At 39.6% G+C, this 12,667-nt stretch carries 10 protein-coding genes and 1 tRNA gene; 8 read left to right on the top strand and 3 right to left on the bottom strand.

What is annotated here, in order from left to right; all coding sequences use genetic code 11:
- Positions 1–34: 34 nt before the first annotated feature.
- Positions 35–105: transfer RNA gene (locus AC3E9U_RS04175), tRNA-Gln, on the bottom strand.
- Positions 106–274: 169 nt separating this feature from the next.
- On the opposite strand from AC3E9U_RS04175, the gene AC3E9U_RS04170 reads away from it, so the two are divergent.
- Together AC3E9U_RS04170 and AC3E9U_RS04165 are read left to right on the top strand one after the other, a co-directional pair.
- Positions 275–3,487, top strand: a complete 3,213-nt coding sequence (locus AC3E9U_RS04170) for a glycosyltransferase family 117 protein (protein ID WP_488746132.1) — start codon at positions 275–277, stop codon at positions 3,485–3,487.
- A gap of 68 nt (positions 3,488–3,555) precedes the next feature.
- Complete coding sequence (locus AC3E9U_RS04165) at positions 3,556–4,245, top strand: polysaccharide deacetylase family protein (RefSeq protein WP_488745656.1); 690 nt, start codon at positions 3,556–3,558, stop codon at positions 4,243–4,245.
- Here AC3E9U_RS04165 and AC3E9U_RS04160 read toward each other — a convergent pair.
- Positions 4,242–4,538: a thioredoxin family protein gene (locus AC3E9U_RS04160; RefSeq protein WP_023573323.1), complete on the bottom strand. Its 297-nt coding sequence runs from the start codon at positions 4,536–4,538 to the stop codon at positions 4,242–4,244. The genes AC3E9U_RS04165 and AC3E9U_RS04160 overlap by 4 nt on opposite strands.
- Positions 4,539–4,612: 74 nt before the next feature.
- A complete protein-coding gene (locus tag AC3E9U_RS04155) occupies positions 4,613–5,842 on the bottom strand; it encodes a metallophosphoesterase (protein ID WP_488745655.1) in 1,230 nt (409 codons plus the stop codon).
- A 154-nt stretch (positions 5,843–5,996) separates the two neighbouring features.
- Between AC3E9U_RS04155 and polA the strand changes: the two genes are divergently transcribed.
- From polA to rpsI, 6 genes are all read left to right on the top strand, one after another.
- Positions 5,997–8,837, top strand: coding sequence for a DNA polymerase I (gene polA / locus AC3E9U_RS04150; RefSeq protein ID WP_488745654.1), 2,841 nt, complete (start codon positions 5,997–5,999; stop codon positions 8,835–8,837).
- Positions 8,838–9,310: 473 nt separating this feature from the next.
- Positions 9,311–9,565 carry an autorepressor SdpR family transcription factor gene (locus AC3E9U_RS04145; RefSeq protein ID WP_488745653.1) on the top strand — a complete coding sequence of 85 codons (255 nt, stop codon included), beginning with the start codon at positions 9,311–9,313 and terminating at the stop codon, positions 9,563–9,565.
- A gap of 2 nt (positions 9,566–9,567) precedes the next feature.
- Positions 9,568–10,212, top strand: coding sequence for an SdpI family protein (locus tag AC3E9U_RS04140; RefSeq protein WP_488745652.1), 645 nt, complete (start codon positions 9,568–9,570; stop codon positions 10,210–10,212).
- Between the two features lie 30 nt (positions 10,213–10,242).
- Positions 10,243–11,553: a serine hydrolase domain-containing protein gene (locus tag AC3E9U_RS04135; RefSeq protein ID WP_488745651.1), complete on the top strand. Its 1,311-nt coding sequence runs from the start codon at positions 10,243–10,245 to the stop codon at positions 11,551–11,553.
- Positions 11,554–11,701: 148 nt separating this feature from the next.
- A complete protein-coding gene (gene rplM, locus AC3E9U_RS04130; RefSeq protein WP_325202266.1) occupies positions 11,702–12,157 on the top strand; it encodes a 50S ribosomal protein L13 in 456 nt (151 codons plus the stop codon).
- Positions 12,157–12,543, top strand: a complete 387-nt coding sequence (gene rpsI / locus AC3E9U_RS04125) for a 30S ribosomal protein S9 (RefSeq protein WP_488745650.1) — start codon at positions 12,157–12,159, stop codon at positions 12,541–12,543. Before rplM ends, rpsI begins: the two co-directional genes overlap by 1 nt.
- Positions 12,544–12,667 lie beyond the last annotated feature (124 nt).

Genomic DNA, 12,667 nt, shown 5'->3' with positions numbered 1-12,667 from the left:
AATAAAAAACCTCCCGGTCAGGAGGTTTTTTTTGTTGGTCTACTAGGACTCGAACCTAGAATGACTGAACCAAAATCAGTAGTGTTACCATTACACCATAGACCAGTACCACTGTGCTTTCATTGCTGATTGCGGGTGCAAATGTAGTACATATTTTTTTGAATCCAAATTTTTATCAAAAAAAATATTAAAAAAAAACTTTGAACGTTTCTATATGCAAAAAAAGAGTTTCTTTGTAGTAGAATTCAATCTGAAAAAAACCGACATATCTTATATGACTACTTTCAACTTTAAAAAATGGAACACCATTTTAGGATGGGTTACGTTTTCCATTGCTTTATTGACTTACACCTTAACGGTAGAACCCTCATTAAGTTTTTGGGATTGTGGCGAATACATTGCTACTTCAGCCAAACTGGAAGTTGGACACCCACCGGGAGCCCCACTCTTCCAAATGATCGGTGCTTTCTTTGCAATGTTTGCCCCGAGCGCAGGTAAAATAGCGTTAATGGTTAACATGACCTCCGTATTTTCGAGCGCCTTTACCATCTTATTCATGTTCTGGTCGATGACATTGATTCTGAAAAAAGTAGTCTCATCATATACCGAATTCAACAAAGAAAACGCTATCGTAGTTTTAGGAAGTGCTCTTGTAGGCTCGCTGGCGTTTACTTTCACAGACAGTTTTTGGTTCTCTGCCACCGAAGCGGAGGTATACGCAATGGCTTCCCTATTCATCGCCTTATTGATCTGGATGGGATTGCGATGGGAAGAAGAAATGCATACACCACGAGGAAACCGATGGTTATTACTGATTTCACTTGTTATCGGACTTTCTTTCGGAGTTCACTTTATGGCCTTATTGACCATTCCTTCATTAGGATTATTATATTATTTTAAAAATTATGAAAAAATCACCGTTAAAAACTTCATCATTGCCAATGCGGTAATGGTAGCGGTGTTATTCTTCGTTTTTAAATTCCTATTACCGTACACCTTAGCCTTCTTTGGTAAAATGGAAATTTTCATGGTCAACACGATTGGCCTTCCGTTTAATTCCGGAACTATTTTTGCCTTACTTCTGATTATCGCTTTCTTCTATTTTGGCCTGAATTACACCAGAAAGAAAGAATTGCCGTTTTATAACACCATTCTGCTTTGTATCCTATTTGTATTAATCGGATTCTCTACCTGGTTGATGTTACCGATCCGCGCGAACGCCAATGTGGTTATCAACGAGAACAAACCTTCCGATGCCGCAGAGGTTCTTGCCTATTACAACCGTGAACAGTACGGAGAGCAAAAAACTTTCTATGGCCCGTTATTCTCGGAAACGTATGCAGGCCTGGACGCGGATAAGCCGTATGAGGATGACAAACCCAACTACGAAAGAAATTATAAAACAGGCCAATACGTTATCGTAAACAATTATGTAAACGCAAAAAGCAACGGCGACGACAAACACAATGGCATTTTACCCCGAATGTGGTACGGAGACAGTTCCGATGCGCGCGTTAACTACATGACTTTTACAAAACCGTTAAATTTCACCATTAATCCGGAATACTCACACGAAGACGAATTAGTTCAAATTGTGTCTGAGTTCAGAAGTGCATTTGCTGCCGGTAAAATCGATTTGGAAGGATATGATAAATTTTTGAAATCATATGGCGATTACCTGATTGTAGAAAAACCTTCTTTCGCTGATAATATGAAATTCATGTTTGAATACCAATTCGGTTACATGTACTGGAGGTATTTACTTTGGAATTTTGTTGGCCGTCAAAACGACATCCAGGGGAAATATGACACCCAAAACGGAAACTGGTTGAGTGGAATCAATTTCATCGACAATATGCACCTTGGCCCACAGGAAAACCTTCCTCCGGATATTCTTAACAACAAAGCAAGAAACACTTACTATTTCCTACCTTTTATATTAGCTATCCTTGGAATGGTTTGGCATGCAAAAAAAGACCTGAAGAGCTTTTACATCTTGCTAGCCTTATTCTTATTTACAAGTTTCGCTTTAAAAATATTCCTTAACGAACGCCCTTTTGAACCACGTGAGCGCGATTACGCCGTTGTAGGTTCATTCTATGTATTCGCAATGTGGCTTGGTTTTGGAGTTTATGCGATCTACGAAAACGCTAAAAAATATCTACAACCAAAAGTAGCCGGCCCGGTAATCATAGCTATTTCCTTATTAGCCGCACCTTTATTAATGGCAAAAGAAAACTGGAACGATCATGACCGTTCTGACCGATATACAGCGATAGCCATGGCAAAAGCTTATCTTGATTCCTGTGAACCGAATGCCATACTGTTTACCATTGGGGACAACGACACTTTCCCGTTATGGTATGCTCAGGAAATCGAAGGCTACCGAACGGACATACGCATTGTAAACACCCAACTTTTTGCGACGGATTGGTATATCGACCAGATGAAAGCAAAAGCATACAAATCAGAACCGTTACCTATACGATTCACACATGATCAATATGTTGCCGGAACGCGCGATTATATCATTCACCGTGAAATTACCAAAGAACGAATTCCGATTGAACAATTCCTGAAATTCGTGCAATCCGGAGACGAAAGAACCATCGAAACTATGGAGAACGGGCAAAAAGTCCAATTCTTCCCTACCAACAAAATCAGCATTCCTGTAGACAAAAATGCTGTTATCCAAAACAAAGTGGTTCCATCGAACATGAATGATTCTATCGTTTCAAATATCGATATAGACATCAAAGGAGGTGTAATCTACAAAAACCGCTTAATGATGTTGGATGTGGTAGCCAACAACAACTGGAAACGTCCGATTTACTTCTCGCCGGGAAGTTTTGATGACGAGGATTACATCTGGATGAAAGAATACCTGCAACTGGAAGGCATGGTTTATCGCTTGGTGCCAGTAAAAACACCAAGAAACGACGAGTCCAACCAATTTGAAATGGGCTATATCGACACGGACAAAATGTACAAAAACGTGATGTCATGGGATTGGGGCAATGGCGAAAGCCCGAACATCTATCATGATCCGGAAACCCGCAAAAACAGTATTTCTTACCGAACCAATTTGGCCCGTTTAATGGAAGCATTAATCAACGAAGGCAAGAAAGACAAGGCGCGAAAAATAATCGATCTGGCGATTACAAAAATGCCTTTAGATTATTATGACTATTACCGTTTTGTCGATCCGTTTGCGGGCGGATATTATGCATTAGGCGAAAAAGCCAAAGCCAGAGAACTATTGTCACAATTAATGAAGAAATACCAGGAAAACCTGAAGTATTACAGCACCTTAAAACCTACGGATCAAAATGATCTGTACATGGACATCGCCACAGACATTGAAAGCTACAGAGCACTGCTGGGCATAATGAAGCAAAGAGGTGACATGGAATTCTACAATCAAAACAGAGTTAAATTCAACAGCTACAACAAACGTTTTCCGCTTTTGGACAGAGACATGGAATAAGCAAAATCCACTCTAAAATAAACGAAGGCTTTCAAGGTTTTTTACTTTGAAAGCCTTATTTTTATAGTATGGATTTCTATTGGATAAAGACAAACAAACTCATCAAGAGAATATTTTCCAATCAGGTTTGGGACCTCCCGAATACTGAAAATAAAATATACCTTACTTTTGACGACGGCCCCACTCCCGAAGCGACAGAATGGATATTATCCGTTTTGAAGCATTACAATGTGAAGGCTACCTTTTTTTGCATCGGGGACAATATTAGAAAATATCCGGAACTCTTTCTGAAAATAATAGCAGAAGGACACAGCATAGGAAATCATTCCTACAACCATTTGCAAGGCTGGAAAACAGCAAACAAAGAGTATTTGGAAAACATTCGTTTGTGTGAAGAAGAAATCAAGTTAAGAATGCAGGGTGCGCCAGCACAGGGAGAAAACGAAAAAAATGCGAAATCTAACGTTCCTGTATTTTCGAGAATTTTCCGTCCGCCTTACGGCAAAATACGTTCATCCCAATCTGCGCAACTACGCAAAAAAGGCTACCGAATTATTATGTGGGATGTTTTGAGTGCCGATTTCGACACCCGAATTTCTCCCGAAAAGTGCCTGAGTAATGTAGTCGCGAATACGGCGCAAGGCTCCATCATCGTGTTTCACGATAGCAAAAAAGCCTTCCGCAATGTAGAGTATGCTTTACCGAAAGCGATCGCAATTTTAAAAGAAAAAGGATTTCAATTCGTTACAATCGACTAAGTGTTTTCCTGGACCAGACCGATGATCGTATTGGCATCCAATTCTCCGGATTGTCTCCAAACCATCTGACCTTCTTTATAAATCATTAACGTTGGTAATCCTTTAATTCGCAAAGCTTCTGCCAATTCCTGATTTTTGTCCACGTCAATTTTAATCACTTTAGCCTTATCGCCTAGCGCCGCAGCAACATCTCTAATTACGGGATGCATGGATACAGAGGATTCGTTCCAATCGGTATAAAAATCGATTAAAACAGGAACCTGTGTGTTGATTAGTTCTCCAAATTTTGACATAAGCGAGAAAATTAGATTAATTAAAAACTCTTGTTCTTAAAAAAACAGTATACAAATATAATATTTTTAAGCATTTATGCTACTCTTTCGCCTTTTTTTAGTTGAATTACCGTTATTTCCGGCCAAATACCAACTCGACCAGGATAAGCATGAAAACCAAACCCGCGATTCACATAAATGTAACGTCCCAGATTTTCGTACAACCCCGCCCACTGCTTGTAGACATACTGGACAGGACTCCATCTGATAATCCCGGGAATCTCAATTCCGAACTGCAATCCGTGTGTATGTCCGGACAACGTCAACTGGTAGTTATTTTCATGATGCTGCACTTCCGAATTCCAGTGCGAAGGGTCGTGACTCATCAAAATTTTAAAATCTTCCTTATTAACACCTTCCGATGCTTTTCGCAAATCTCCAGCTTGTTTGAAATTCACACCCCAGTTTTCAACACCGATCAAAGCGATTTCTTCTCCTCCATTTTGAATTCTGACGTTTTCATTCAGCAACAATTTAAAATCGATCTGATGGTACAAATCTTTGATCTCCTCGAAATTTTGGTCTTTAGCCTTTTGAGACGGCCATTCAACATATTCGCCATAATCGTGATTTCCCAAAACCGAATATTTCCCGAATTTCGGCGTTTCAATTTTCCGGAACGTATCGATCCACGGATGCATTTCAACTGCATGCGTATTTACTATATCCCCTGTAAAAAGAATAAGATCCGATTTTTGCTGATTCACTAAATCAATAGCATATTCTATTTTTTCGGGATTATCAAAACTTCCACTATGTACGTCGGATATCTGCGTAATGGTCATACCATCAAAACTTTCCGGCAGATCCGGAAAAAACAAGGTCTGATGGATCACCTTGTAATTGTACTTCCCTTTGGTCATCCCATATAATAATGAAGTAAACGGAATGGCCGCAATACCAAGCGCAACCTGACTGATAAACTTCCTCCTCCCGGGTATTGAATCACTAATAGAATCCGACTGTGTGAAATAATTAATGACGGTAGCAAACATTCGGAAGATATCTTCGCCCAAAAGCACGACAGCGATTAATAACTTCGGAACCAGCATCAGCAAAAGCAACCCGATAGTAAAAAGCGACTGGGAATTTTGCCCCACTCTACGGTCAAACTGACTGAATCCATACAAAATATAGATAAAAGCCAAAAAGCTGACCACCTGATATGCTATGAGAATCCATCGTTCTCTGGTAATGGTTTTTACGGCCTGAAAAGCATATAATTCTATTAATATCAGGAATATCCCTATATAAACTAAACGCATTGTTTCTTGGTTTTGGAATTAGCAAAGTAACGAAGAATGAAGGGCTTAGCGGGTATATTTTACATTAATTTTAACGCTTGTTCAGATTTGGAACTTTAGTTTTAGATTAATCTTTCCACTTTGCTTATTTTTACCTGCTAAAAATTTTAAAATCATGTCACAACAAAAACGTCTTTTTCTCTTAGATGCGTACGCCCTGATCTTCCGCGGATATTATGCCTTTATCAAAAATCCGCGCATCAATTCCAAAGGGCTCGACACTTCGGCCGTATTGGGATTCATGAATTCGCTGATTGATGTTATCAAACGTGAGAAACCGGATCATTTGGCCGTAGCCTTTGACAATGGAGGAAGCGCGGTTAGAAATGAGATGTTCCCGGCATACAAAGCCAATCGTGACGCGACTCCGGAAGCCATAAAAATTGCTGTTCCGTATATTCAGGAATTTCTGCGCGCAATGCACATTCCAATCATAGAACAATATGGATACGAAGCCGATGACTTAATCGGAACCATTTCCAAACAAGCCGAAAAAGAAGGCTATCAGGTTTTCATGGTAACGCCGGATAAAGATTTCGGTCAGTTGGTTTCCGAAAACATTTTCATGTACCGACCTGCCCGTTTGGGGAACGACATTGAGATTTGGGGTGTTGAGGAAGTAAAGGCAAAATTTGAAATAGAACATCCGCTGCAAGTGATTGATTTTTTAGGAATGATGGGTGATGCGGTCGACAATATCCCTGGATTACCAGGTGTCGGTGAAAAAACAGCCAAAAAATTATTGGCCGAATTCGGTTCCATGGAAAACCTATTGGACAACACCGACAAACTGAAAGGCGCTTTAAAAGAAAAAATAGAAGCCAATAAAGAACAGGGAATCCTGTCTAAAAAACTGGCTACCATTTTACTGGATTGTCCGGTAACCTTCAACGAAACCGATTACGAGCTAACCAAACCCGATGTAGAAAAAACCGATGCGCTTTTCATCGAACTGGAATTCCGTCAGATGCGATCCCAGTTTGACAAACTTTTCGGCACCGGAAAAGAATACGATGAAATTAACGGTTCAAACGGAGAAAACACGACAAAAACAGCAAAAAAAGCAACTAAAAACGAAGATCAGTTTTCGCTTTTTGACAGTGGCGACAGCGAAGCACCGGAAGGACATCACAGCTATTACAATACACTTGAGAATACCAATCACCATTACGAAGTCGTACAGGGGAATTTAGGGCTTCAATTGTTCATGCAAAATTTAATGCAACAGAAATCGGTTTGTTTTGACACCGAAACCACCGGAATTGATGCGTTGAACGCCGAATTGGTCGGAATGTCGTTCTCTTGGGAAAAAGGAAAAGCGTTTTACATTCCGTTTCCGGAAGACCGGGACGAAGCGAAAGCTTTATTGGAAAAAATAGTGCCGTTTTTCGACAACGAAGAAATTGTAAAAATTGGTCAGAATATAAAATACGACCTTAAAATATTAGCCAATTATGGTGTTTCCGTTAAAGGAAAACTGTTCGACACTATGATCGCGCATTATCTGATCAATCCGGACATGCGTCATAATATGGACGTGCTAGCAGAAACCTATCTGAAATATTCACCAAAATCTATCGAAACGCTGATCGGTAAAAAAGGTAAAAACCAGAAATCGATGCGCGACGTGGCTTTGGAAGATATCAAGGAATATGCTGCCGAAGATGCCGATATCACCTTACAGTTAAAAGAAGTCTTTGACGGAAAACTGGACAATACCGGCACCAAAAAACTGTTTGAGGAAATTGAAATTCCGCTTATCGAAGTTTTGGCCGCCATGGAACGGGAAGGAATCCGTTTGGATGTGGATTACCTGAAAGCAATGGCAACCGATATGGATGCCGAAATTAAAGCACTGGAACAACAGATCTATGAAACGGCGGGCGAGAAATTCAACCTGGCTTCCCCGAAACAATTGGGCGAAGTGCTTTTTGAAAAAATGAAGATCGGCGGTGTCAAACAGAAGAAAACCAAAACCGGTCAGTATGCAACCGGCGAGGAAGTATTGAGCTATTTGGCAAACGAACATGAAATCGTCCGACAAATTCTCGACTGGCGTCAGATGGTAAAACTGCAAAGCACCTACATCATCTCTTTACCGGAGCAGGTAGACAAAGGAACGAACCGCGTTCACACAGACTATATGCAGACAGTAGCCGCGACGGGGCGTTTGAGCTCGAACAATCCGAACCTGCAGAACATCCCGATCCGTACCGAAAGAGGCCGATTGATCCGTAAAGCATTTATCGCCAAAGACGAAAACTTCACTTTACTATCTGCGGATTACTCGCAGATTGAATTACGTGTTATTGCCGCAATGAGCGGTGAAGAAAACATGATCAAAGCGTTCCAGCATGGTGAAGATATCCACAGAAGTACCGCAGCAAAAGTTTTCGGTGTTGCTTTGGAAGAAGTAACTAAGGAGCAGCGTAGCCATGCCAAAACCGTAAACTTCGGAATCATCTACGGGGTTTCTGCTTTTGGATTGAGCAATCAGACTAATTTATCCCGAAGCGAAAGTGCCGCTTTAATCGATGCTTATTACAAAACTTATCCGAGATTGCGTGAATACATTCAGGAACAAATTGACTTTGCCCGTAATCACGGCTATGTGCAAACCGTTTCAGGCAGAAGACGTTATCTGAAAGATATTAATTCCGCTAACGCAGTAGTAAGAGGTGCTGCCGAACGAAATGCCGTGAACGCTCCAATTCAGGGAAGTGCGGCCGATATCATTAAAATTGCGATGATCAACATTCATAAAAAACTGACTTCGGAAAACTGGAAATCAAAAATGTTGTTACAGGTACATGATGAGCTTGTGTTTGATGTACACAATTCGGAATTGGAAAAAATAAAACCGATGATCAAACACGAAATGGAAAACGCTTTTAAACTTGCCGTTCCGTTGGACGTGGATATGGGAACCGGAAGAGACTGGCTGGAAGCGCATTAATCAGCAGGCAGTATTCACAGTTCCGTAAGCAAAAAGATCAATGAGATATTTTAAGTTTTTATTAAAATTCATAGTACTTACAGCGGTTTTGTTTTTTTCAGCGGTGATTATTTCACAGATTTTTATCGGACCTATCGGTATTAACAAAACAGTAGGATGGGCCTGGGATTTCAGTAGTTTTTTAATACCACTAAGTATAATATTTATAATAGTCTATCTGTCATTGCTTATTTTAAAAGTAAAAACAAATACCATTTTCACAATATTATCTGTTCTTTTAATTGGTGTTTGTTTTTTCAACAATGATGACTATCTCTTACTTTTAGCGCTACCACTAAGTATATTGTTTTTCATTATAAATGTCATTTTTTCCATCTACCTCAAATTAAAAAATACCTAAACTCCTGTTTTTCACAGGAGTTTTTCTTTTATCTAAAATATTATTTAGATATTTGTCTAAATATTTAATTCTAATGAACACGATTTTCAAAGCCTTAAACGATGAAACGCGGCGCAGCATTCTCGAATTGCTCCGAAAACGCGACATGACAGCCGGTGAGATAGCGGAAGAATTTCACATTTCAAAACCCAGCATCTCGCATCATTTGGACATCCTAAAACGTTCTGACCTGGTTACCAGCGAAAAAAAAGGCCAGTTCATAGTATATTCACTAAACACCACTATTGTTGACGACATCATTAATTGGATTATCAGTTTAAAAAAATAGTCATGGAAACACTCAAAAAAGAAATCCCTTATATCACCATTGCTTTATTACCCTTTGCTTATTTAGCTTACTTGTGGAAAAAATTACCGGCTCAAGTCCCAATGCACTGGAACATATCAGGCGAAATTGACCGATATGGCAACAAGCAGGAACTGGCAACTATGCTTTTACTCATAAGCGGACTTACTTATATCCTTTTTCTGGTAATTCCTAAGATTGACCCGAAGCAGAAGCTGCAAAACATGGGCAACAAACTGAATAACTTCCGAATGATACTTACGGTATTCATGTCGGCCCTCGCCATCTTTATTTTATACAGTGTTCAAAACGAAAAAAGCGATCCTTCGTTCGTATTTGCGATTATCGGTTTACTGTTTGCATTTTTAGGAAATTATTTCAAAACCCTAAAACCCAATTATTTTATAGGCATACGAACACCATGGACATTGGAAAATGAAGAAATCTGGAAAAAAACCCATCTTCTTGGCGGAAAACTGTGGTTCGCCGGCGGCTTACTGATGGCTCTCACATTTGTATTACCTGCTGAAATTCAGATGTATACTTTTTTGGGCATCACTGGCGTTATAACTCTTATCCCGGTTGTATATTCGTATCTGGAATTCCGAAAAATCAAAAACCAAGAATAATTGTTTGCTTTCAATCAATAAAAAATCAAAATGAAAAAAATACTTTTAGCTTTATTTGTAACCAGCTCCTTTTGTCTGACCGCACAGGAAAATGCACGCTTCAGAAAAATAGACAGCTTACTAAGTTACCTGAACAACAACAACCGGTTTCTGGGACAGATCAGTATCCGAGAAGGCGACGATGTGGTTTTTGAAAAAGCCTACGGATTGCCCACGGCAAAAAAAGAAGAGCAGCTCAACAAGAATACGAAATACAAAATAGGTTCTATTACCAAAACGTTCACTGCGGTAATGATCATGCAGTTAGTGGAGGAAAAAAGACTAAAGTTAGACCAAACACTTTCGAAGTTCTATCCGCAAATTCCAAACGCCGATAAAATTACCATTAATGATTTGTTGCGCCACCGCTCCGGAATTGTAGATTATGCCAATGCCGACAGCACCACCAACATGATGACGCCAATCAGCAAAAAGGAGATGCTGAGTAAAATTGCAGCCTACAAACCACTTTTCACTCCGAATTCCAAAGCCGAATACAGCAATTCCAATTACTATCTATTAGGCTGTATTATCGAAGACATCACCAAAACACCCTATAAGAACAACCTGAAAACCCGAATTGTCGACAAATTAAAACTGAAAAACACTTATATCGTAGACCACGCCGATCCGAAACGGAACGAAGTAGTATCCTATAATTATAAAAATGACCGTTGGGAAGCCGTCCCGGAATGGGACATGTCCTTGCCTTTCTCGGCGGGATCCATTACTTCCACGGCAAATGATTTAACCATGTTACTGCGCGGCATTTTTAGCGGCAAACTATTAAAACCGACATCCGTAGATGAAATGACCCAATTAAAAGAAAGCTATGGCATCGGATTGGTTACTTTTCCATTTGGCGAACGCAAATTCTTTGGACATAACGGAGGGATTGAAGGTTTTAAATCGGTAGTAGGCTATTATCCGGCGGAAAAACTCGGCATTTCCTTAATTGTGAACGGGGATAATTACAACAGAAATGACATTATGATCGGCATCCTGAGTATTTACTACAAAATGCCGTATGCGTTTCCGAATCTGAAAACCGTGAAAGTCAATGAAAAAATCCTGAAATCCTACGAAGGTACTTATAGTTCCAAAGAGATTCCGATGAAAATCAACATCAAAGCAGAGAAAGGCCAAATCATTGCTCAGGCCACGGGACAAGGCGCTTTCCCTTTAAATGCGATAAGCCAGACTGAATTTGTTTTTGATCCGGGTGGCGTAAACATCACATTTGGACAAAAAACGATGCTTTTAAAACAGGGAGGTATGGAAATTCTATTCACTAAAGAATAACAATTTTCACTTATAAACCTAACAATCAACTACTGGCCTGACAATCAAGTTGTAAAATTATACGTCTTGAATTTGTATAATAAATAAATAGTTGTACTTTTGCACTCCCTTTATTGGGGATGGAATGTTTAATTAAAATAAAAAAAACGTGGACAATTTAAGCTACAAGACAGTATCAGTAAACAAAGCGGGCGCTCAGAAAGAGTGGATCGTTGTGGATGCTGAAGGTCATAACTTAGGTCGTTTTGCTTCAAAAGTTGCGATGCTTTTAAGAGGTAAATACAAGCCAAGTTATACACCGCATGTGGACTGTGGAGACAACGTAATCGTTATCAACGCAGAGAAAATCAACCTTACAGGTAACAAATTGGATGACAAAATTTACATGCGTCATACAGGTTACCCAGGTGGTCAAAGAACTTTAACTGCAAGAGTACAGCAAAAGAAAAATCCTGCTGTATTAGTAGAAAAAGCTGTAAAAGGAATGCTTCCTAAAAACAAATTAGGTGCTGAGTTATTCCGCAATTTAAATGTAAATGTTGGTTCTGAGCACAAACATGAAGCTCAAAAACCAAAAACTGTAAACTTAAACGATCTTAAGTAATGGGAGTTATTCACAAAATCGGTAGAAGAAAATGTGCCGTGGCACGTGTTTATGTTACTGAAGGTACAGGAAACATTACCGTAAACAAAAAAGATTTCGCAACTTACTTCCCAACAGCTACATTACAGTACAAAGTAATGCAACCTCTTTCTATGACTGAGAACGCATCTAACTTTGACGTAAAAGTTAATGTATACGGTGGTGGTACTACAGGACAAGCTGAGGCTGTTCGTATGGCTATCGCAAGAGCTATGTGTGAAGTAGAAGCTGAAAACAGAGCAATCTTGAAACCAGAAGGTTTACTTACTCGTGACCCTCGTATGGTTGAGCGTAAGAAATTCGGTCAGAAGAAAGCTCGTAAGAGATTCCAGTTCTCTAAACGTTAATATTTATTATTATTTAAAAACACTAAGTTTTTGTTGCTCTCCCATTGAGGTGGGAATTAGTTTAGCATCTAAATGGTTAAGACCGAGACAATCGCTACTGAACCATTGCTAATTCAACAGAACG

It is taken from the genome of Flavobacterium sp. 21.1 (assembly GCF_057801535.1).
The sequence above is the reverse complement of the archived record's forward strand: the minus strand, read 5'-3'. Positions and strand labels throughout refer to the sequence as shown.

What these genes read in the sequence shown, in the direction of transcription:
- AC3E9U_RS04145 (WP_488745653.1), top strand. Translation starts at nt 9,311, where the DNA reads ATGAACACGATTTTCAAAGCCTTAAACGATGAAACGCGGCGCAGCATT.
- AC3E9U_RS04160 (WP_023573323.1), bottom strand. Translation starts at nt 4,538, where the DNA reads ATGTCAAAATTTGGAGAACTAATCAACACACAGGTTCCTGTTTTAATC.
- rpsI (WP_488745650.1), top strand. Translation starts at nt 12,157, where the DNA reads ATGGGAGTTATTCACAAAATCGGTAGAAGAAAATGTGCCGTGGCACGT.
- AC3E9U_RS04165 (WP_488745656.1), top strand. Translation starts at nt 3,556, where the DNA reads ATGGATTTCTATTGGATAAAGACAAACAAACTCATCAAGAGAATATTT.
- AC3E9U_RS04135 (WP_488745651.1), top strand. Translation starts at nt 10,243, where the DNA reads ATGAAAAAAATACTTTTAGCTTTATTTGTAACCAGCTCCTTTTGTCTG.
- AC3E9U_RS04155 (WP_488745655.1), bottom strand. Translation starts at nt 5,842, where the DNA reads ATGCGTTTAGTTTATATAGGGATATTCCTGATATTAATAGAATTATAT.
- AC3E9U_RS04140 (WP_488745652.1), top strand. Translation starts at nt 9,568, where the DNA reads ATGGAAACACTCAAAAAAGAAATCCCTTATATCACCATTGCTTTATTA.
- AC3E9U_RS04170 (WP_488746132.1), top strand. Translation starts at nt 275, where the DNA reads ATGACTACTTTCAACTTTAAAAAATGGAACACCATTTTAGGATGGGTT.
- polA (WP_488745654.1), top strand. Translation starts at nt 5,997, where the DNA reads ATGTCACAACAAAAACGTCTTTTTCTCTTAGATGCGTACGCCCTGATC.